This is a genomic window from Phaeobacter sp. CC-HEC084 (genome assembly GCF_059429255.1).
On the sequence record NZ_JCAIJQ010000002.1, the window covers coordinates 1,083,302 to 1,104,542 of the forward strand.

18 protein-coding genes and 1 tRNA gene are annotated in these 21,241 nt (G+C 63.5%); 12 read left to right on the forward strand and 7 right to left on the reverse strand.

What is annotated here, in order from left to right:
• Positions 1–37: 37 nt before the first annotated feature.
• The 3 genes from AC5SSZ_RS05640 to AC5SSZ_RS05650 all read left to right on the forward strand — a co-directional run bounded on the left by AC5SSZ_RS05640 (position 38) and on the right by AC5SSZ_RS05650 (position 4,086).
• Positions 38–556 (forward strand): hypothetical protein, encoded by a 519-nt coding sequence (locus AC5SSZ_RS05640; protein ID WP_495437522.1) that lies wholly within the window; start codon positions 38–40, stop codon positions 554–556.
• A gap of 86 nt (positions 557–642) precedes the next feature.
• Entirely contained in the window at positions 643–1,668 is a 1,026-nt protein-coding gene (locus AC5SSZ_RS05645; protein ID WP_495437524.1) for a hypothetical protein, read from the forward strand.
• Positions 1,669–1,755: 87 nt separating this feature from the next.
• On the forward strand, positions 1,756–4,086 hold the full coding sequence (locus AC5SSZ_RS05650; RefSeq protein WP_495437526.1) for an AAA family ATPase: 2,331 nt from the start codon (positions 1,756–1,758) through the stop codon (positions 4,084–4,086).
• Between the two features lie 1,362 nt (positions 4,087–5,448).
• Here the strand turns inward: AC5SSZ_RS05650 and AC5SSZ_RS05655 are convergent.
• Together AC5SSZ_RS05655 and AC5SSZ_RS05660 are read right to left on the reverse strand one after the other, a co-directional pair.
• Positions 5,449–6,753 carry a DUF6538 domain-containing protein gene (locus tag AC5SSZ_RS05655; protein ID WP_495437528.1) on the reverse strand — a complete coding sequence of 435 codons (1,305 nt, stop codon included), beginning with the start codon at positions 6,751–6,753 and terminating at the stop codon, positions 5,449–5,451.
• A 131-nt stretch (positions 6,754–6,884) separates the two neighbouring features.
• A tRNA-Ser gene (locus AC5SSZ_RS05660) sits at positions 6,885–6,974 on the reverse strand.
• A 336-nt stretch (positions 6,975–7,310) separates the two neighbouring features.
• Between AC5SSZ_RS05660 and dusA the strand changes: the two genes are divergently transcribed.
• Entirely contained in the window at positions 7,311–8,306 is a 996-nt protein-coding gene (gene dusA / locus AC5SSZ_RS05665) for a tRNA dihydrouridine(20/20a) synthase DusA (RefSeq protein WP_495437529.1), read from the forward strand.
• Between the two features lie 68 nt (positions 8,307–8,374).
• Here the strand turns inward: dusA and AC5SSZ_RS05670 are convergent, their stop codons facing one another.
• From AC5SSZ_RS05670 to ccmI, 3 genes are read right to left on the reverse strand one after another with little or no spacing between them, the layout of a single operon-like run.
• On the reverse strand, positions 8,375–8,608 hold the full coding sequence (locus AC5SSZ_RS05670; RefSeq protein WP_065273486.1) for a DUF1289 domain-containing protein: 234 nt from the start codon (positions 8,606–8,608) through the stop codon (positions 8,375–8,377).
• Between the two features lie 4 nt (positions 8,609–8,612).
• Positions 8,613–9,086: a Holliday junction resolvase RuvX gene (ruvX, locus tag AC5SSZ_RS05675; RefSeq protein WP_274829099.1), complete on the reverse strand. Its 474-nt coding sequence runs from the start codon at positions 9,084–9,086 to the stop codon at positions 8,613–8,615.
• The gene (gene ccmI / locus AC5SSZ_RS05680; protein WP_495437532.1) at positions 9,083–10,333 is read right to left on the reverse strand and encodes a c-type cytochrome biogenesis protein CcmI; all 1,251 of its coding nucleotides are present in this window, start codon (positions 10,331–10,333) and stop codon (positions 9,083–9,085) included. The genes ruvX and ccmI overlap by 4 nt, the downstream gene beginning before the upstream one ends.
• 246 nt (positions 10,334–10,579) lie before the next feature.
• Here ccmI and AC5SSZ_RS05685 point away from each other — a divergent pair, with 246 nt between their 5' ends.
• From AC5SSZ_RS05685 to AC5SSZ_RS05705, 5 genes are all read left to right on the forward strand, one after another.
• Positions 10,580–11,824, forward strand: a complete 1,245-nt coding sequence (locus tag AC5SSZ_RS05685; RefSeq protein ID WP_065270487.1) for a sarcosine oxidase subunit beta family protein — start codon at positions 10,580–10,582, stop codon at positions 11,822–11,824.
• Between the two features lie 106 nt (positions 11,825–11,930).
• On the forward strand, positions 11,931–12,272 hold the full coding sequence (locus tag AC5SSZ_RS05690) for a sarcosine oxidase subunit delta (protein WP_274829103.1): 342 nt from the start codon (positions 11,931–11,933) through the stop codon (positions 12,270–12,272).
• Between the two features lie 100 nt (positions 12,273–12,372).
• Positions 12,373–15,402, forward strand: a complete 3,030-nt coding sequence (locus AC5SSZ_RS05695; RefSeq protein ID WP_370570747.1) for a sarcosine oxidase subunit alpha family protein — start codon at positions 12,373–12,375, stop codon at positions 15,400–15,402.
• Complete coding sequence (locus tag AC5SSZ_RS05700; protein WP_495437536.1) at positions 15,395–15,961, forward strand: sarcosine oxidase subunit gamma; 567 nt, start codon at positions 15,395–15,397, stop codon at positions 15,959–15,961. Before AC5SSZ_RS05695 ends, AC5SSZ_RS05700 begins: the two co-directional genes overlap by 8 nt.
• Positions 15,962–16,095: 134 nt before the next feature.
• Positions 16,096–16,509, forward strand: a complete 414-nt coding sequence (locus AC5SSZ_RS05705) for a hypothetical protein (RefSeq protein ID WP_495437537.1) — start codon at positions 16,096–16,098, stop codon at positions 16,507–16,509.
• Between the two features lie 21 nt (positions 16,510–16,530).
• Here AC5SSZ_RS05705 and AC5SSZ_RS05710 read toward each other — a convergent pair whose 3' ends face one another.
• Positions 16,531–17,301, reverse strand: a complete 771-nt coding sequence (locus AC5SSZ_RS05710; RefSeq protein ID WP_495437539.1) for an FkbM family methyltransferase — start codon at positions 17,299–17,301, stop codon at positions 16,531–16,533.
• A 133-nt stretch (positions 17,302–17,434) separates the two neighbouring features.
• On the opposite strand from AC5SSZ_RS05710, the gene AC5SSZ_RS05715 reads away from it, so the two are divergent.
• Positions 17,435–18,034 carry a superoxide dismutase gene (locus AC5SSZ_RS05715; RefSeq protein ID WP_065270482.1) on the forward strand — a complete coding sequence of 200 codons (600 nt, stop codon included), beginning with the start codon at positions 17,435–17,437 and terminating at the stop codon, positions 18,032–18,034.
• A gap of 144 nt (positions 18,035–18,178) precedes the next feature.
• Positions 18,179–18,634 carry a host attachment family protein gene (locus AC5SSZ_RS05720; RefSeq protein ID WP_368998849.1) on the forward strand — a complete coding sequence of 152 codons (456 nt, stop codon included), beginning with the start codon at positions 18,179–18,181 and terminating at the stop codon, positions 18,632–18,634.
• A 77-nt stretch (positions 18,635–18,711) separates the two neighbouring features.
• Here AC5SSZ_RS05720 and AC5SSZ_RS05725 read toward each other — a convergent pair whose 3' ends face one another.
• Entirely contained in the window at positions 18,712–19,254 is a 543-nt protein-coding gene (locus AC5SSZ_RS05725; protein ID WP_369002034.1) for an LOG family protein, read from the reverse strand.
• Between the two features lie 121 nt (positions 19,255–19,375).
• Here AC5SSZ_RS05725 and AC5SSZ_RS05730 point away from each other — a divergent pair, with 121 nt between their 5' ends.
• Entirely contained in the window at positions 19,376–21,229 is a 1,854-nt protein-coding gene (locus tag AC5SSZ_RS05730) for a LysM peptidoglycan-binding domain-containing protein (RefSeq protein WP_369002033.1), read from the forward strand.
• Positions 21,230–21,241 lie beyond the last annotated feature (12 nt).

Genomic DNA, 21,241 nt, shown 5'->3' on the forward strand with positions numbered 1-21,241 from the left:
GTTCTCCCTAACCAACAGCCCTTCACAGGAGGATCCGATGGCTGAAGCATTCTCTAACACGAACAAGAAGTTCCCTGAACCCCCCGCTGTGGCCTCCGTCACCGCGATCTTCGTGGGTTTCGTTGCCACGCTGCCGACGTTGATCGAGACCGAGCAGGAGCTGGCCGGCTACTCCGGTCAGGATCCTGCTGTGGATCACTGGATCACGGCAGCGGATGCCGCGCTCGCGGAAACCAAGGCTGGCTGTGAAGCAATGATCGCGGCACCGGCCATCGACGGGGCCGAGCGGGCCTTTCAGGCTGTGGCGCGTCTCTATCTGCGGGTGATCCGGTCTGCAGATCCGGAAGAGATCGCAGGCATTCGCGCCCATATGCGGCTGCGCCGCTGGGCGTGGCTGGTGCCGGGAGGAGACGCCGGAGCGCGCGACCTTAACATCTGGATCGGCGCGGCGATCGACGCGCTCGAGACCTTGCTGGCTTTGGAAGACCTGTTCGATGCCCGCGTCGAGGACTGGGGTGGCCCAGACCTCGACAGCGATATCGGTCCCTACGCCTGATCCTCTGGAACAGTTTCACGCAACGTCCCGGCGCGGGGAGACCCCGCGCCCTCTCTCTCCTCATGTCCAGCCCAGGAGCTTCTCCCATGCCCAAGAACCAGCCCCGCTCGCCCAAGTCGTCCCGCCCGTCCGTCCGTGGTGTTCCCTTCGAGGTCGTGACCAGTCGTCGGCGTCGCCTTCACGTTCCGCATCGCTCCCGCCATGTGCCCGCCAGCGAATGGCGCGACTATCCTCGGCCCGTGCCGGAAGCCTGGGCCCTCATCGCTCGCGACAAGGGCTTCAGGGTCCATGGCAGGATCCGGGACAGGTATCACGTCGCGCTCGAATGTGACACCTGTGGCGGACTGACCGCGCACAAGAGCTTTACGCTCCGGACGGCCCAGCCCCGCTGCGGCGCCTGCGCCGAAGCTGATCTCGCCGACGCCGCACGGGCGGCGGGCCTGACCTTCCTGCGCCGTGACGGGCGCAACCACCACTACGGCTTGTACCGGGCCGCCTGCGGCCACGTGATCAAGCGGCAGTTCGGATTCGTCGAACGGGTCGCTGCCCGCAAAACCGATGTGCGTTGCGAGAAGTGCCTGCTCAACCGGGAACGGGACGAGGCGACCCGTAGGGGCTGGGAGCGGCTGGGACGCGATCCGCAGGGCAACGCTAACTATCGTCTGTATCGCCACAGCTGCGGGAATGTTCAACGTATCGCCCGCGTCAACCTCTCATGGGGGCAGGTCCAATGTGCCTCCTGTGGAGGCGCATGGAACAGCAACCCATCCTTCATCTATCTGCTGCGGATCGAGATGAAGTCGCGTGGCCTCCATCTGCTGAAGTTGGGCTTCTCTAAAACCCCGATGAAACGCATGAAACACCAGCTCGGCCTGCCGCGCGCGGCCCGGGTCGAGCTGGTCCGGGTCCTCCCCATGGCTTCCGGCCATGTCGCCCGCGCGCAGGAAGCCGCCGTTCATGCGACGCTCAGGCGGCATCACCCCTACGCGGTGGTCCCGCCCGAGGTCTATGCCGGTATCCTCAACGTGCGATCCGAGGTCTACGAAGCCTTCGCCTTCGATCTGATCATGGACCACCTGGACCGCATCGAGGCGGCGCACCCGCCCGCCTGACCAAGCCCGTCCATCCCTGAGATCATCAGGCCCGCCGTACATCGCGGCGGGCATCCTCTCCCCTTTGTCCGACGTCAGGAGAATGCCATGACCGCGACCGTATCGAGACCCTTCCCCCAGCCATCCACAAACACCACCGTCGAAGCCAACCCCGCAGGCCCGGCGTTTGCCACCTTGCGCGGGGAACTGGCCTGGCAACCATTCGCTCAGGCGATCCTCGGAGCCCTCAAGGGCAGCATCTGGGCCGGCTCGCGTGTAACCCTGCCTGCAAAGGACAGCGCAGATGAAGCTGGCGACCCGGCACGCGCATATCACGCCGATGATGCGACTCCCATGTCATCTGTCCCCAAGACCCGGCGCGACACCGATGCGGATGCCGGTCGTCACGCGGACTGGACCCGTGGCGATAGTGTCGACGATCTTCTTGACCAGATCGAACAGGCGACGGAATTCGGCCCGGTGCTTCCGTCCTGTCCGCCCGTCAGACAGGATACAGGCACTGTATGGCGCCCGGCGGCGGCAACCCTTCTGGCAGCGATCCGGATCGCCGCCAGCTTCGGAAGTGCGAGTGCGATGGCCACTGCACTCGGCACGCACGGCGCGCTCACCTTGCTGACGACCGGCAGTGCTGCACTCGATCAGACGGTCCGGAAGGTGCTGGAGCAGATCGTGGCCGAACCGAGCCTCTGGCCAGCTGCCCTGACTGCACCTGACTTCATTTACGCCGTGGACGCAGTGAAGGCGACTGGGCCTGATCGGCACCGCACGCTCGGCGCTTACTCTGACAAGATGCGCAGCGCGCTGGAAACGGGCAAGCCGGTGGTGCTGATCGCTCCTGTCGCGGGCGCCGCACCCCGCGCATTGCACGATCTGAGGCCGAGTGTGATCGCTCTCACACCCCTTGATCGCGAGATGCTGTCCGTCCTGCTGGAACACGCCTATCCCGGTCAGGGGGCTGGCGACGCGCTCGCCGCCCTTCCCATGGACGCCCGCGTCTCGCGTCTGGATCCGGACCGGCTCACTCTTGCCCTGCGCGCACCGGATTCCGAGAGTGCTGTGACGGCGATCGCCGAAGCACTGAATCCGACCCCGGTCGAAGGCGCTGGCTGGTCCGCCTTTCCCATGCCGGACACGGTCAGGGCTCCGCTCGAACAGATGATCTCGGATTTACGTGATTGGCAGGCGGGCAGGATTTCCTGGAACGATGTCGCGCGCGGGCCGCTTCTCGTCGGCCCGCCCGGATCGGGAAAGACGCAGCTTGCAAGGCTCATCGGGCAAGAAGCCGACATCTCTGTCGTCGCGGGATCCGTGGCGCAATGGTCGTCCGATAGCGCGCGCTCGAGTGACATGATCAAGGCGATGCGCAGCGCCTTCGCCACGGCCGCCGAGCAGGCTCCCGCCCTGCTGTTTATCGATGAAATCGATGCGTTCGGGGACCGGAACCGGAAGACTGACCACAACAGCGCATACACGGATTTCATCGTCACGGCCCTGATCGACCTGCTCGACGGCTACCATGGCCACGAGGGCGTGATCGTGATGGCGGCGACGAATCATTTTGAAAAGCTGGACCGGGCAATCACCCGCGCCGGGCGGTTCGACCGGATCCTGAACCTGCCGCATCCTGACCACAGGCTCCTCCCGCAGGTGCTACGCTGGCATCTGGGCGGCGACCTCGCCGATGCCGACCTGACCGGTGTCGCGCAGGTTGCGCTCGGCATGTCTGGCGCCGATGTCGCGGCTGTGGTCCGCGCCGCCCGCGGCCGGGCCCGCCAGGCACGACGCGCGCTGACACTGGCCGATTTGACCGAAGCGATCAATGAGGTCCGGCCCCCGTTACCAAAGGCGCTTCGCAGGCTGGTTTCCGTCCATGAAGCGGGCCATGCCCTCGTCAGCGCCGCGACGGGACGCGCCGATGTAGCCATGCTCGCGATCCAGTCCGACGGCGGTGTCACGGCGACCAGCCTGCACCGGACGGGTGAGGACCGTGCGGCGATCGAAGCCCAACTCGCTATCAGCATGGCCGGGCGCGCGGCCGAGCGGCTCCTGCTCGGACAGGTTTCGGCCGGGTCTGGCGGAGATCCGTGCTCGGATCTCGCCACCGCGACCCGGCTTGCGACGGCGCTTGAAGCTTCATGGGGTCTGGGCTCAACGCTGATCTGGCAGGGGCCGATCGAGGGGATCGAGGCGCGCCTGCGCGACGACACCGGCCTTCGGGCGCGGGTCGAAACCCATCTGCGCAACGCCGAAACCCGCGCGAGCCGGATCCTGACCGCCCATCGGGCGCTCCTCGACGAGATGGCGAGTGCCCTCGAGACGGCCGGGGTTCTCTCGGGACCGGAGCTTGCGGCGTTCCTCGCGCGCGTCAGGAAGGAACCCGTCTTGGCGCCCGGGGGCGATGGTGCGAGCATCGGGTAGCGCCGAGGTCAGCGCTCAGGTCAGCGCCAACCTAAGCCCACCCATCAGCGCTGACCTGAGCACCGAGGCGGTATGGATGGATTTCTGCGGCGTCAATCGAGCTGAACGGGGACGTAACCACATGTTTCGCAGGGCGCGGGCTGAGGAGGCGTAGCGCAAGGCCGCTACATGACCTAGGTTTGCCGTCAGGCACAGAACGCGCCGTCCATCAGCAGAAAGCTGCGGTTTTTCACCAAAGCGGAGGCGTCTTGGCCAAGGAGACCAAGAGCGGTTCGAAGAGGATCGATCAGGCCCCAAAGCGCAGAAAATCCGCGTCGGAGTACCGAGCCTCACATCGCATTCACAGCGCCGCCTCGGCGGACCGCAAGAGGGCGACTGGTCTTGTCCGACTATCTGTGTGGGTGCCTTTGGAGCGCAGCGGCGACTTGAAGCTTTACGCCAAAGGCTTGTGCGAGGGGCGCATGCCTGATGACATCGGGCGCGCTCAGGTTGGACACGGGAAGATCACCGGAATCGATATCACCCCGACCCGGCGGTCTAAGAAGCGTGCGAGGCAGCCTTGCGATAAGCGGCAGCTGGACCTCTTCGACCCCACTTGAGCGGGGCCGAAGCGAGGCAGCGCATGGTTGTCCACGTAAACGTTCCGGATGGCCTCATTTCAGGACGAACAGGTCGCTCTGGGGTGGTCACCGTAACAACCGAACAGAGCACCGCAGGCAACCCGCCCGCGCCCACGCGCGGGCGGGACAGATCAGTGCATCCCGAACCCTGAATGAGACGTTCCCGCGGCAATCCCGTCAGCTCGATCCCGAAAAGCGGGCCAACCGGGGCGGGGAATGCCGCTATGGGCCGGGCGGCAGGCCACGGCGCAGGTTATCCACATAAAACCGACGCCGTACCCCTTTCGGCTCGGCCGAAATCCCCCAAACCGAAAATCCGAGTCTACATCACCCTTAGAGACGCGGGGCCACCCCGCAACAGGATGATCAGATCTATGAGCGGCGCCGGAACCCCCGGCACCGCAAGGGAGACCGCGGCCCATGGCACGCGACCGGGAGAGGCATATCGAAGGACGGGATGGCGCAAAGTCAGCGCCGCGGGCTGATATGCTCTCGGGCACCGGCACGACGCATCCGACCGATAACCGGTTCACTGCCAGCGCTTCCGGGCAACCGGACCGGCAGAGAGGCAGCCAGTGGCAGGGGCAGAAACCCCTCGAGGTCCGAATCGCCAACGCTATACGCGTGGTGGCCGAGTTGCTGGAGCATGACGAGGCCTATCTGCCTATCTTCCTCCGCCTCGAAACCGAACGCGACAAGCTGGACACCCACCGCGCCGCCCTCGAGCGCGCCCGGTGCGTCCTCAGGGAAAAGTCCCCCCTATCGCGACCCGGGCCAGCTCCGCAGCCTTGAAGGCCAACCCACCGCCCTGGCCATACTTCTGGCGGCCGAGCGAATGGCCCATCAGTTCGCGCCTGATCCGCTCGTCGATCCTGCCCCGCAGCATCCGGTCCTCGAAACTGTGACGGAGGCTGTACATGACGTGCTGGCCGCTCTCCATCAGCCCGTTCTCGCGCAGGTACTTGTTCACCGTCGCCGACAGGGTCGCAGGCTTTTCGCGGTAATGGGGAAAGCCGGAGGGAAACGCCCGGAAGACCTCTAGACTAACCCCGGTCAGCGGGATCTCGCGCCGGGAGGTCTTATTCTTGATCTGGCGGGTCTCGTCCGACGCGATCACCAGATGCGGCATCTCGTGGTCGAGCCGGATCCGGCCGGCGGTAAGCCCGGCCGCCTCTGACGGGCGATATCCGGTGTTGATCATTCCGACCAGGATCGCGCGGGCCTCCTCGTTCAGACCCGAGAGGGCGCCATCGGCCAGCAGCTTCTCCCGGATCCAGTCATCGGAGAAGGGGATCCGCTCCGCCTTGTCACCTTCCTTCAGGGTCAGCTTGTGTAGGGGCAGGTCGAGACCGAGACCCTTCAGCTCATCCACGGTCCGAAGGACATCCGACAGGTGGATCAGGTCCTTATTGGCCGAGTTGGGCGTCAGGTTCTCCTCGGCGATCCGCTCCAGCCACCAGGACCGGAAGTCGAGGAAATCCGCCCGCGTGAGCGCGGCGATCGGGCGGTCGCCGACAACGTCAACAAAGTTCCGGACAGCTTTTTTCCTTGGATTCTCCCAGCGGCGCCTCTGGTCGGCGCTCTTGCCACGCACCCGGTCGGGCGTCAGCGTCCAGTACTCCGACAAAGTCTCGGAGACGGACATGGAGGGTACCTCCACCGTCCCCAGCACGGCAGGGGCCGCCACCGCGTTTACCGTGCCGTCCCGTCGCTGCAGAACCTCAATCCGCGCGAGCAGGTCTTCCAGCGGAAGATCTTCGAGGTCGCGGACTGGCTTGTAGCTCAGTCCATGGCTGGCTGCGATGGCACGCGCGGCCTCCAGCCGTGCTACCCCATCCTCAGACCGGCCGGCCATCTGCGCCTCCCAGCCTGCAACGAGGCTATCCCAGACCGCGGGGGCCTTCTTAGAGGCCTGCTGGCGCGAGTCGGTCTTGAGCGAGACCCAGACCTCACGTCGCGGCTCCACCGAGGCAAACCGGGCCGGCACGCGCCGCCGCAAGTGCCACGTCTTTCCCCGCATCATCAGCTGCATCTCACCCCTCCACATCTGCCCATTGTGTAGCAAGATGTGTAGCAGAATCGGGTGATTTCAAGGGGACATCGGGTGCGGCGCAGATCGGGTTCCGCGTCAATTAACTGATTATATTTGATAAATTTAAATCGCGACCATCTGGGAAGTGGCGGAGAGACAGGGATTCGAACCCTGGAGACGGTTTCCCGCCTACACACTTTCCAGGCGTGCGCCTTCGACCACTCGGCCACCTCTCCGTGAGGCGCACTTCTGATGTATTTCGGGGGGGATTGCAAGACCATTTTGGGCAAAAAATCCAATGTTTTTCGAGGGACGAAATGTCCGGTTCTAAGGCCCTTCAGGATGGCCTGTCTGCAATGCTCGCAGTGGGCAATTCCTGCCTTGTTCGGGGCGGTTATTCGCCGCGAAATCTGGTTTGGGGCAGGGGGGCGACGTTCACGGCGCTGGGGGATTCCCGTGGTTCCCTGTCGCCTCCGGTGAAATGTGCTACACCCCAGCCCTGTCGAATCGCGTACGACTGGGCACCCCGGCCTGCGCCGAAGGCAGGCCGTATTGAGGATGGAGCCAAGGCTGTGAATACCAAGCTGGAACAAGCCGCGCGCCTGAGCGTGGCGCCGATGATGGACTGGACCGATAGGCACTGTCGTTACCTGCATCGCCTGTTGAGCCGTGAGACACTCCTATACACAGAAATGGTCACCGCACCTGCGCTGGTGCGGGGTGGTGCCTTGCATCTGCTGGCCTTCAACCCTGAGGAGCACCCGGTGGCGCTGCAGCTGGGCGGGTCCGAGCCGCAGGAACTGGCCGAGGCCGCGCGGCTTGGCGAAGAGGCGGGCTATGATGAGGTGAACCTCAATTGCGGTTGTCCCAGCGACAGGGTGCAATCCGGTGCCTTCGGGGCGGTTCTCATGCAGACGCCGGATCTTGTGGCGGAGTGCGTGGCGGCCATGCGCGCCAAGGTCGAGGTCGATGTCACCGTGAAATGCCGCATCGGCGTTGATGAGCAGGAACCGCAGGACATCCTGCCGGTGTTTCTGGAGAAAATTCGCGCTGCGGGTTGCCGCCGCGTGACGATCCACGCGCGCAAGGCCTGGCTGCAAGGGCTGTCACCCAAGGAAAACAGGGATATCCCGCCGCTGGATTACGATCTGGTGCATCAGATGAAGGCGGCGTTTCCCGATCTGCATATCTCACTGAACGGTGGCATTGCCTCTCTAGACGCGGCGCGGGAACATCTGGACCGGGGTCTTGATGGCGTCATGGTCGGACGCGCGGCCTATCACCAGCCCGCCGACATTCTGTCGGCTGCCGACCCGGTGATCTATGGCACCGGCGAGCCGCGCGACGCATCCGCCGTGGTGCATGAGATGCTTCCCTATATCGAGCGGCAGTTGAGCGATGGCGCGCGGCTGCATCAGATTACCCGACATATGCTGGGTCTTTTTGCCGGTAAACCCGGCGCGCGTGCATGGCGGCGGATCCTCTCCGAGGGGGCGAACCGTCCGGGGGCCGGTCCTGATTTGGTGTTGGAAGCGCTGTCACAGGTGGCAGAGCGCTCTGCCGCCTGAGGCATCCGTCAGCCGGAGACCGGTGAACCATCAATCCTGTGCTGACTGACCGCTGTACGCGGGCGGCGTTATTTGCGCTCCAGTCGGGCAGCGCGACCGCCACGGCGTTTGGTCAGCCCGGCGGCACGCCCCGGCAATTCTTCCATCACCGCAGCGCGTTCATCATTGCTCATCCGCGACCATTGGGTGATCTCGTCAATCGAGCGGTAGCAGCCAGTGCAGATCCGCTCTGCGGGGTGAACCACACAGATCTTGATGCAAGGCGACTGAATTTCGTCGCGTTTCCAGACCTTGTCGCTCATGCCGTCATCCATTGCCCAAATGCCTCATCCGATCCAGCGCTCCCTGCAGGATATAGGAGGCGGCGACATGGTCGATCACCTCGGAGCGGCGTTTGCGGGACGTATCCGCCTCCAGCAGGGCTTTTTCGGCGGCAACTGTGCTCAGCCTTTCGTCCCAGAAGCCGATCGGCAGTTCGGTCAGTCGCGTCAGGTTGCGGGCAAAGGCGCGGGTGGATTGGCAGCGAGGTCCTTCGCTGCCATCCATATTGCGCGGCAGGCCGAGCAGGATGCCGCCTACCTCGCGTTCCTTGATGATTTCCAGCAGGCGCGCGCTGTCGAGGGTGAACTTCTTGCGCCGGATGGTTTCCAGCGGTGTGGCCACCGCGCCGATCCGGTCCGAGACGGCAACCCCGATGGTTTTCTCGCCCAGATCCAGCCCGACCAGCGCAGAGTAAGAGGGCAGGGCGGCGGCGAATTCTTCAAAGGTATCAAGGATCATTCTGCCACCCCTGCCTGACGGGCGGCGTCGTTGATCATGTCAAGCGCGGCAGCGTCCCCGGCAAAGGTCTGGCGGGCTTCGTCATAGATGACGCGGGCCTGATCCTGATCGCCAAGCACCCCCAGCGCCCCGATCAGACGGGACCATTCCTGGACCGTGCCACCTTCGGTCGCGAGCCTGTCCGACAGGCGAGCCACCATGCCGCGGATCATCTCGGCGCGGTCGGCTTCGCTCATCTCGGCGGCGTTCTCCACGTCCGCCGCATCGGGGCCGGGCATGGCGCCAGCAAAGGGCGGGGTCGGCGCGCCTTTGGGCTGGATCGGCTGATAATCGACCCCGGCGCGCACGGCCATTTCTTCGATCTGGCTTTGAATGCCGCGGACCCAGGGATCATCGGCATTGCCCTTGCGCAGGGTTTCCGCCCAGATCTGGTAGGAGAGGTCAGGCCGTCCCACCTGTCCCAGCATCAACCCGTAGTAATAGCGTGCCGGTCCGTTTTCCGGGTCCAGTCGCAGCGTCTGGCTTAGCGCCTTTTCCGCTTCGGGAGAGACATAACCACCGGCTGCCATGATCATCAGCTCGGCCAGCTCGCCGAAATCGGCGGCTTCCACATCGCCGGACATGATGTCGATATACTTTTCCTTGGCCTGATAGGCCGCGATGAAATTCCCGAGGTTCGCCTCGTGCTGTACCAGCAGGGCCTGACCCTGGGCATCGTCTTCACGCTTGGCCACGGTCTTGCGCAGTTGATCGACGAGCTGACGGTAGCTGTCTTCGACCTCTGGCGCCGGGAAAGGCGGCACCTGGGCTTCAGCTTCGGCCTGGCTGGGGCGACTGTCGGCGCGCTCCTGCGCCATGGCGATGCGGCTCTTGAGGCTGAGGTCACCATAGCCTGGTGCGCCCAGCGTCGCGTATATCCCCAGTGTTCCGCCACAGATCCCCAGAACGATGATCACCGCCACTGCGCGGGTCGCCATCCGGGGTTGCCGCGCGCCTTCGGCCTGTGCCTGCAGCTGCGCATCGGCGGCCAGAATGCGGCGGGAGACCTCGGTACGGATACGGCCGGCGTCAGCTTCGTTGATCACGCCACGCGCCAGATCCTTGTCCACGTCGCGCAATTGCTGGCGATAGACGCGCAGGTCATAGGCGGCTGGCGGCTCTCCCGTTGCGCGGCTGCGCAGCAGAACCAATGCCATCAATCCGGCGATGGCCAGGGCCATGAATGCGATGAGGATCCAGAAAACCATGCTTACTCCGATGTTTGATCTCCATCTATATCTCCGCAGGCGTGGAAAAAAGGCCTAACTGCTGCGTCACCCTGTCGTGCCCGGTATGTCAGTCGGCTCATGGGCGAGGCAGACCCCGTGCGGCACGGTCGCAGACGTGGTAGAAAGGTGATGTCGCAACTATGCACAAATGCGACGATAAACGGCACGGCCCTGAACCGCCCCTCGGGCATACCCAAGAACAGACACGCATCATCGGATTCGCTCATGAAACGCTATTCAGCCTTTGCAGTCGCGCGGGAGGCCCTGCGCTACCACACCGGATGGGAACGCGCCTGGCGCGCCCCCGAGCCCAAACGCCACTATGATGTGATCATCGTCGGCGCGGGCGGGCACGGCCTTGCCACGGCCTATTACCTTGGCAAGAATTTCGGCATCACCAATGTGGCGGTGCTGGAAAAGGGCTGGCTGGGCGGCGGCAACACCGGGCGCAACACCACCATCATCCGCTCGAACTACCTGCAGGATCCGTCGGCGGCGATCTATGAAAAGGCGCGTTCGCTTTACGAGGATATGAGCCAGGATCTGAACTATAACGTCATGTTCTCTCCGCGCGGCGTCATCATGCTGGCCCAGACCGAGCATGAGGTGCGCGGCTACAAGCGCACGGCCCATGCCAACGCGCTGCAGGGCGTGTCGACCGAGTGGATCGAACCCGCGCGCGTCAAGGAACTGGTGCCGATCATCAACCTTGAAGGGCCGCGTTACCCTGTGCTGGGTGGCCTGTGGCAGGAGCGCGGCGGCACCGCGCGCCACGATGCGGTGGCCTGGGGCTATGCCCGGGCGTGTTCGGCCATGGGCATGGACATCATCCAGCAATGTGAAGTCACCGGCGTGCGCACTGAAGGTGGTCGGGTCATCGGTGTCGACACCAGCAAGGGCGCGATCGATTGCGACAAGCTTGGCATGGTGGTTGCAGGCAACTGTTCGCACCTGTCCCAGATGGCGGGCTTCCGCCTGCCGGTCGAAAGCGTGGCGCTGCAGGCGCTTGTGTCTGAGCCAATCAAACCCTGCATGGATGTGGTCGTCATGGCCAACACCGTGCACGGCTACATGAGCCAGTCCGACAAGGGCGAGATGGTGATTGGTGGCGGTACGGATGGCTACAACAACTACACCCAGCGCGGCTCCTTCCACCATATCGAGGAAACCGTGCGTGCTCTTAACGAAACCTTCCCGATGGTGTCGCGCCTGAAGATGCTGCGCCAGTGGGGCGGTATCGTGGATGTGACCGGCGACCGCTCGCCCATCATCTCGAAAACGCCGGTACAGAACTGTTTCGTCAACGCAGGCTGGGGCACCGGCGGCTTCAAGGCCATTCCGGGATCTGGCTGGGCTATGGCCGAGCTGATGGCAACCGGCCATTCGCCGCTGGCCGAGGAATTTTCCATGATGCGCTTCAAGGAAGGCAAATTCATCGACGAGAGCGTCGCGGCAGGGGTGGCGCACTGATGGTTGCTTCCCTTCGTTCATCCAATGTGACGCCCTGCGTTGCATCGTGCCCGATCCCCGCCCTCGGTTCGGGGGCAGTAGACCAGACCAAACCGGAGCATGGCCCATGCTGATCCTTGAATGCCCCTATTGCGGCGTCAAAGCCGAAGAAACCGAACTGCACGGTGGCGGTGAGGCGCATCTGACGCGCTTTGGTCCCGGCTCCTCGGATGATGAGTTCCATGACTATCTGTTCATGCGGGAAAATCCCAAAGGCGTGCATTTCGAACGCTGGCGGCACGTCAATGGCTGCGGCAAGTGGTTCCACGCGGCCCGCTGCACCATGACGCTTGAGGTTTTTGGCACCTATTCGGCGCAGACCACCGAGCCGCCGCAGGAAATCCGCGACGCGATCACCGCCAAACGCCCCGGCTGGAGCTGGCGCGAGTTTTCGGATGCCAAGTCATGACAGGCGCACTTCGTCGCACAGACCGACCGCAGCCGGGCATGGCCCGTTTCGCGGAACACACACCGAATACCACCGCCTTTTATCGTGAAAGGTTCGCAGCATGAGCACGCGTCTTGCCAATCAGGGCCGGTTGATCGACCGCTCCAAACCCATCGAGTTCACCTTTAACGGCACGCGGATGACGGGCTATGCCGGGGATACGCTGGCCTCGGCGCTGCTGGCCAATGATCAGCTGCTGGTGGGCCGGTCCTTCAAATACCACCGTCCACGCGGGCTGGTTGCCTCGGGCGCGGAAGAGCCCAACGCGCTGGTTGGCCTCGGCTCCGGTGCGCGGTTCGAACCGAACCAGCGCGCCACGACGACCGAGCTGTTTTCCGGCCTCAGCGCCCAGTCGCAGAACCACTGGCCCAGCCTTGAGTTCGACGTGGGCGTGGTGAACAACAAGCTGGCGCGGTTCCTGCCTGCTGGTTTCTACTACAAGACGTTCATCCACCCCAAACCCTTCTGGAAACACGTCTACGAGCCGATCATCCGCAAATCCGCAGGTCTGGGTCAGGCGCCGGACCGCGAACTGAAGGACGCGGACACCTACGAACACTTCTACTTCTTTGCTGATGTTCTGGTTGTTGGCGGCGGTGTCGCAGGCCTTCAGGCGGCGCTAACGGCGGGCCGTTCGGGCGCCAAGGTGCTGGTGATCGAACAGAACGCCCATTGGGGCGGCCGTGCGCCGGTCGATGGCGGGACCATCGATGGCGACGATCCCGAAGCCTGGGTGGAACAGGCGCTGGCGGAACTCACCGCGATGGAGAACGTGACCCTGCGCAACCGCTGCATGGGTTCGGGCGTCTATGATCACGGTTATGCTTTGGGATACGAGCGGTTGACCGATCACACACCGGGGCAGGGTGGTCCGCGCCACCGCCTGTGGCGGATCCGTGCAAAACAGATCGTCACCGCAACTGGCGCCATTGAACGGCCGCTGTCGTTTGCTGGCAACGATGTGCCCGGCGTGATGCTGGCCGCAGCGATGCGCGATTACGTGGTGAACTGGGGCGCGACCCCGGGGCAGCGCGTGGTGGTAGCGACCAACAACGATGATGCATATCGCACCGCGCTGGCGCTGCATGGTGCAGGCGTCGAGGTTGTACGCGTGCTCGACACCCGCGAAGCCGGTGGCGGCGCCCTGATGGATGAGGTTCGCGCGCTTGGTATCCGTGTCGAATGCGGCCGCGGCATTGCCAAGGTCAAGGACGGCAAGCATGTGACCAAGGTCGCGATCTGCGCCCAGAATGGTCAGGGCGGCGCCCAGGAAGAGGTCGAAGCCGATGCGGTCGCCATGTCCGGCGGCTGGTCTCCGGTGGTGCACCTGTGGTCCCATTGTGGCGGCAAGCTTACTTGGGATGATGCGCAGGCGCATTTCCGCCCCGATCCCTCCCGTCCGCCGCTCGGCGCAGATGGTGCAGGTTTCGTGGTGACCGCTGGTGCCGCCAGCGGCCCGCTGACACTGGATGCGGTTCTGGCCGATGGTGCCGAGGCCGGGGCCAAGGCCGCTGCTGCGGCCGGGTTCAAAGCCGATGCCACTGCCGCCAAGGGCGAAGCGCAGGAAGAGGCGCCGATGCAGCCGGTCTGGCTGATGCCCGCCCGCGCGGAAATCAACCTGCGCATGAAGGCCTGGCTCGACTTCCAGAACGACGTCAAGGTTTCCGACGTGCAACTGGCGGCCCGCGAAGGCTATGAAAGCGTCGAGCACACCAAGCGTTACACCACCCTCGGCATGGCGACGGATCAGGGGAAACTCAGCAACATCAATGGTCTGGCGATCCTTGCTGACAGTCTCGGATCGGAAATCCCGCAGGTGGGCACCACCACCTTCCGCCCGCCCTATCACCCCATTTCCATGGGCGCGATCGGCGGCGAGGCGCGCGGCGAGATCTTCCAGCCCCTGCGCAAGACGCCGATGTACGACTGGCACGATGGCAATGGCGCTGACTGGGAGCCGGTTGGCCACTGGCGCCGTCCCTACGCCTATGTGCGCAGCGGCGAAAGCGTGAAGGAGGCGGTCAACCGCGAGATCACCAACACCCGCCAGAACGTCGGGATGCTGGATGCCTCGACCCTGGGCAAGCTGATCGTCAAAGGCCCTGATGCCGGGCGGTTCCTCGACATGATGTACACCAACATGATGTCGACCCTGAAAGTCGGCAAATGTCGCTATGGTCTGATGTGCTCCGAGAACGGCTTCCTGTCGGATGACGGCGTGGTTGCCCGCATCGACGAGGACACCTGGCTATGCCACACCACCACCGGCGGCGCCGACCGCATCCATGCCCATATGGAAGAATGGCTGCAGACCGAATGGTGGGACTGGAAAGTCTACGTCGCCAATGTGACCGAGCAGTACGCTCAGATCGCGGTGGTCGGTCCTAAGGCGCGCAAGGTGTTGGAAAAGCTGAACGGCGAGGCCGGTGGCGGACTGGATGTCTCCAAGGAGGCGCTGCCCTTCATGGAATGGAAGGACGGAGAGATCGGCGGCTTCAAATGCCGGGTTTACCGGATCTCCTTCTCGGGTGAATTGTCCTACGAGATCGCAGTCGCCGCCTCTGATGGTCAGGCTTTCTGGGATGCGCTGATGGCGGCCGGACAGGAGTTTGGCGTGATGCCCTATGGCACGGAATGCCTGCACGTGCTGCGCGCGGAGAAGGGCTTTATCATGATCGGGGATGAAACCGACGGTACGGTCATTCCGCAGGATCTGGGGCTGAACTGGGCGATTTCCAAGAAGAAGGAAGACTTCATTGGCAAGCGCGCGCAGCTGCGCAGCCATATGGCGGATCCGGAACGCTGGAAACTGGTGGGGCTTGAGACGACCGACGGGTCGGTGCTGCCGGACGGCGCCTATGCGGTCGGCAATGGCGTCAATGCCAACGGCCAGAAAAACACCATCGGCCGGGTCACCTCGACCTATTATTCCCCGACCTTGGGCAAGGGGATCGCGATGGGACTGGTGAAACACGGCCCCGACCGCATGGGAGAGGTTCTCGACTTCCCCGGCACCGATGGCACCATCTTCAAGGCGCGGATCGTCGATCCGGTCTTCTACGACAAGGAAGGGGAAAAGCAGAATGTCTAATCCTGTGAGCGTCCTGGGCGGCGCCAGCTACGCCGGAATGGCCACGCTGGAAGAGGCCGGACTGCAGGGGATGATCACCCTGCGCGGCGATCTGTCCTCCAAGACCCTGCGACAGGCGGTGAAGGTGGCCACCGGCGCAGATGTGCCGGAGCCGCGCCGGACCACCACCGCCGAGAACGGTGCCGTGGCCTGGATGTCCCCGGATGAGCTGCTGTTGCTGGTGCCATATGCCGACGCCGAAGCCAAGACCGCGGCGCTGGCAGAAGCTCTGTCGGGCGAGCACGCTCTGGCGGTGAATGTCTCTGATGCGCGGGCTTTTTTCCACCTCTCGGGCGCAGGTGCGCGCGAGGCTCTGGGCAAGGTCTGTCCTGTGGATTTCGATGCGGCAGCCTTCACCCCTGGCGATTTCCGCCGTACCCGCATGGCGCAGGTGGCTGCGGCCTTCTGGCTGGATGAAGAGGAGACCTTCCACATTGTCTGCTTCCGCTCGGTTGCGGGCTATGTCTTCAATCTGTTGAAAGCATCTGCCCACCCGCAATCAAAGGTTGGCGTCTACTGACACCGGCCCTTCTGGGTTGTGCGAAATCGATCCATCCAATAACGTGTCCCGGACCCTCGGGGCACGTTTTTTGTTTTTGATCAGGTGTTTGTTCTGCTGTCTTGAGGTGCTGAATTTTGAAGCAAGGATTGCACATGTTTAAAGGATCCATAATAGCGGCGGCTTTGTCGCTTTGCGCGCTGCCATTGGCCGCCGCAGGCGCGCCCATTGTTTATGAATGTGAATATACCGCCCATACCAGCTATGGCTGGATCCCAGATAAGGCCGCCTACGTGGTGGATGAGGCCGCCGGAACCGCGATGGCCTACGATGCTTATATTCACCACGTCAATAAGGCCCCGTTGCCTGTGACATTCAGCGTGGTGAAGGAGCAGAAATACCTCATGAAATGGACCCTGACGGGCTTGCCTGTTCGGGGGAACAGAACGGCCACGGCGACCTACACTGTGCGGCTTGATGCAGCGCGGTCCAAGGCGACGATCAGCGCGCGCGTGCATGGCGGAGACGGAAACAACCGCGGCACCGGCACCTGCCGACGGGTCAAATAGTCGGCACGCTTGGCGGGCGCATCACTTGAACAGAAACGTCGGGAACTGCGTCAGGGCGCGGGGGCTGGTGAGAGCCTCAAACCCGGCCTGCGCCCCATTGTCAGGGTGGCATTCGCCGTAAAAGGACAGAAGATCGGCCAGCTCTGCCATCCGCGCCTTGCGGGTCTCTTCCGGCAGGAAGGGCGCGTGGGTGGACAGGTAGAGGGCCGGGCGCTGCTCTTTCAGCCAGGGGATCATCTGGGGCAGAACGTCGAATTCGGCGCCTTCAATATCGAGCTTGACCAGCGAAACGCGCGACAGATCCGCCTTTGCTGCGAAATCCTGCCAGCCGATCGTCATCACATCAGATCCGTGATCGCCATCGTTTAGAAGGCTGCTCATGCTGTCTCCGGCTTCGCCACCAAAAGATGCCATACGGGCAAGACCAAAACCGCTGCTGATGGCGACTGAGAAGGCCGAGACATTGTCGACGCGGTTCAGTTCCAGGTTCCAAGCCAGATGGCGGAAGGCAACCGGGTCGGGTTCAAAACACATCACCCGCCGCGCCCTATGCGCTCCGTATAGGACGGTGGGGCCGATCCAGGCGCCGATGTCGAGATAGTCGTGATCCTTGTCAAGATGGGCATCCAGCACCTGAAAGGTCTCCGGCTCCCACCTGCCTGCCGCGGCCTTGCGCCAGAACTTGGAATGGTAGGGATCCAGCCGAAAGGGAACACCGTTCAGCTGACCTGCATAGTGGCCCCGCATGCGGTAGAGCGCTTTGCGGGCGCGGATCCAGGCCTCGGCGATCATGGCGGTCTCTCCCATTTGCGCACATAGACGTCGCAGTCAGATGGCGCGGATTTCTTGTCTAGGCCCTTGACCTGCCGAATGCTGCGCCGCATGTATCTGCATAGGAACGCAACAAAATTGACAGGGGTCCGATATGGCTTTTGAACTTCCCGATCTTCCTTATGCACATGATGCGCTGGCTTCCAAGGGCATGTCCGCCGAAACCCTGGAATACCACCACGATCTGCACCACAAGGCCTATGTCGACAACGGCAACAAGCTGATCGCCGGTACTGAATGGGACGGCAAGACGCTGGAAGAGATCATTGTCGGCACCTACGACAAATCCGCCGTCGCCCAGAACGGCATCTTCAACAACATCTCCCAGCTGTGGAACCACAACCAGTTCTGGGAAATGATGGGTCCGGGCGCCTCCGCGATGCCGGGTGAGCTGGAAAAGGCACTGGTCGAAAGCTTCGGCTCCGTCGACAAGTTCAAGGAAGAATTCTCCGCCGCAGGCGCGGGTCAGTTCGGCTCCGGCTGGGCTTGGCTGGTGAAAGACACCGATGGCGCCCTGAAAGTCACCAAGACCGAAAACGGCGTGAACCCGCTGTGCTTTGGCCAGACCGCGCTGCTGGGTTGTGACGTATGGGAACACTCCTACTACATCGATTTCCGCAACAAGCGCCCGGCCTACCTGACCAACTTCCTGGACAACCTGGTCAACTGGGAAAACGTCGCTTCGCGCATGTAATCCGCGACAGGATACGAGATACGAAACCCGCGCCGGACCGGCGCGGGTTTTTTCGTGGCAGTTTGATACGCGTCAAGGTTCCCTGCCATGTTTTCCGGTTGGCTGGCGGCACAGAGGAAGCGGAACGGAGGAAAGGGAACACGCATGATTAAATTGCCCAAAGGACTATGGATCATCGTTGCAGACGGCCAAAAGGCGCTGTTTCTGGAGAACGTCAGCGATACGGTAGATGCGGACCTGCGCGTGATGCGCGCCGACGAGATCGCCAACCCGTCGAACGAAGCGCAAGGGTCAGAGGCGCCCGGTCGGCTCAGCGGGGCAGCCGGAGCTGCGCTTGGCGCGGTTGAACCTGCGGACTGGCATCAGATGGCCGAAGATGACTTCGCTGCCGGGGTAGCATCTCTGGTCAACAAATGGGTGGCCGCCGGGGCCTGCTCCGGGCTGGTTTTGATCGCACCGCCGCGCAGTCTGGGCGCGCTGCGCCCCGAGTTGAGCGGGGATGCCGCCAAACTGCTGGTTGCAGAGCTGCCCAAGGATCTGACCAATCACCCAGTGCCCGAGATTGCCGAGGCCGTGAAATCCGCGCTGGCGAGCGTCTGATCGCCTGCTGTCCGGGGGCGGCGGGCTAGCAGCGGGAGGGAGGCTGAACTGGAGGCCTGAACCGGAGTATCTCCGGGTCAGGGTTTCAGTCTGGCTAGCGCTTCTTCGGCGCTGTCGACCCAGGTCAGGTAATCCTGCATCTCGGCTCCTGCAAATTCCTGCGCCACCACGTGCTCCAGAAGGTCGCGCAGCTTGTCCCAGTAGCCATCGGTGTTGACCACTATGATCGGTTTGTCGTGCAGGCCCAGCTGGCGCCAGGTCAGCACTTCGAACAACTCATCCAGCGATCCCGGGCCGCCGGGCAGGACCACAACGGCGTCGGCGTTATAGAGCATGACCTTTTTACGCTCATGCATGGTTTCGGTCACCACATAGGTTGTGAGATCCGATTTGCCGACCTCGCGCCGTTCCAGATGCACCGGGATCACCCCAAAGGTTTCACCACCTGCAGCCTGCGCCGCCCGAGCGACGGTGCCCATAAGGCCGACGTCTCCGGCGCCGTACACGAGCCGCTGACCTTGTGCGGCGAGCCCTTTTCCAAGGGTCTCGGCGGCTGCGGCATAGCTGGCCATTGCTCCAAAACGTGATCCGCAATACACACAGACGGATTTTATGCTCATGAGATAGCCTTTCGACAGGGTTTGGCAGCGAAACAGGTATGCTGTTTTGACCCCAGATACCCCCATTGGTAGGCTGGCTCAACCAAGCGAGGGAAAACATCTCGCACAAGGAAGGAACAAGATGGCGCAAACATCTGGAAGTGGGGGGGTCAGCCCCCTGGCGATGGGAGGTATTGCTTCTGTCGTCGTGATCGTGGGCGGCGTCGTGCTGATGCAGCTGGGGGTGTTTGACCGGGGCGATGGGCCTGAAGAGGCCGCATCGCGCACGGTGGCGCAGCCCGAGGTGACGGTGTCCCCGGCGGCCAAAGAGCCGGTTGGCGTGACCACCACGGTTGAGACCGCCAATTCCGCGGCTGAACCTGAAACTGCGACCGCTTCGGAAAACGCGCCTGAACCTGCGACCGATGCGCCGCAGAAGACAGCCGCAGAGGATGCGGCCCCTGCGGCAGTTGAGGAGACGGCAGAGGCCGAAGTCGAGACCATCGCGCCGACAGAGGCACCCGAGGCATCGGCAGAGACCGCCGCCGTCGTCGAAACCGCCGAGCCAACAGAGACAGGTAAGAGCGAAACGGCGGTAGCCCAGGCACCTGAGGCAGAGGTTCCCGCGGCGGATGACAGCGACACCGTTGCAGATACGCAAAAGGCGGATGTTGCTGATACCGCGACCGAGGAGGCAGCCGTTTCTGAAGACCCCGCCACCACTGCAGAGGCGCCCGTGGAAGAGGCGGCGCCGCTGTTGGAAGCGCCAATGCTGGATCTGGTGCGGGTCGACCCCGACGGTGCCCTTGTGATTGCAGGTCGTGCACAGGCCGGAGCCGCGGTCGAGGTCCTGCTGGATGGTTCGGTTCTGGAACAGACCGAGGTTCAGGGCAGCGGCGATTTCGTGATTTTCTCCAGCATCCTGCCCAGCGACCAGCCGCGGGTGATCTCGCTTCTGGCGCGGTTCGAGGATCAGAAACAACCCTCTGAGGATCAGTTCATTTTGGCACCGATCTCAGCGGCGCCAGCGCCGCAGGTGGCGGATGCCGAGGATGCCGCGAAGCCCGAGGCCGAGCCTGCGGCTGTATCCAAGGACACCGCAGCCCCGCAGAGCGAAGAGGCAGTGGAGGTCGCGCAGGCTGAAACATCTGAGGCCGTTTCACAGGAACAGCCGACTGAGCAGAGCGGAGCGCCCGCTCCGGTCGCAGCTGAGGGAGAAGCACAGCCCGTCGTAGCCGAAACCACCACGCCGCAGGTCGAGGCGGAAACGGCAGCACCGGAGCAACCGGTGGAGGCTGAGGCCGCACAGGTCGAAGTGGCAACCGCAGAGGGCGAGACCGGCACTGCTGGCCCCGACGATACCACACCGCCCCAAAGCGAGCCGGTGGCCGAGGAAACACTCGCCAGCGCGGAAACCGTTCCTGCGCCGCAGCCGGAGCCAACGGCGGTTGCCGTGCTGAGGGCCGGTGCAGATGGTGTAGAGCTGGTGCAGCCCGCTACGCCGGTTCTGAATGGCAAGGTCGCGCTTGATACCATCAGCTATTCCGACAGCGGCGAGGTGCTGCTGGCTGGGCGTGGCCGCGCGGATGCCTTGGTGCGGGTCTACGTGGACAATGCGCTCAAGACCGAATTCCTCGTGGCCGAGGATGGCCGCTGGGGCGGCGCGCTGGCTGCCGTGGAACCGGGCATCTACACTCTGCGTCTGGATGAAATTTCCGCCAGCGGCGCAGAAGTCCTGAGCCGTCTTGAAACCCCCTTCAAACGCGAGGCGCCCGAGGTGCTGCAACCGCAGACGCAGCAGCCTGGACAGGCGCCGGATCAACCGGTTCCGCTGGTACGGGCCATCACGGTGCAAAAGGGCGATACCCTTTGGGCGATCTCGCAGGAACGCTATGGCAGCGGGTTCCTTTATGTCCGGGTGTTCCAGGCCAACCAGGATGCGATCCGCGATCCCGACCTGATCTATCCCGGACAGGTGTTCAACCTGCCGGATTGATCTGTTCGGTGT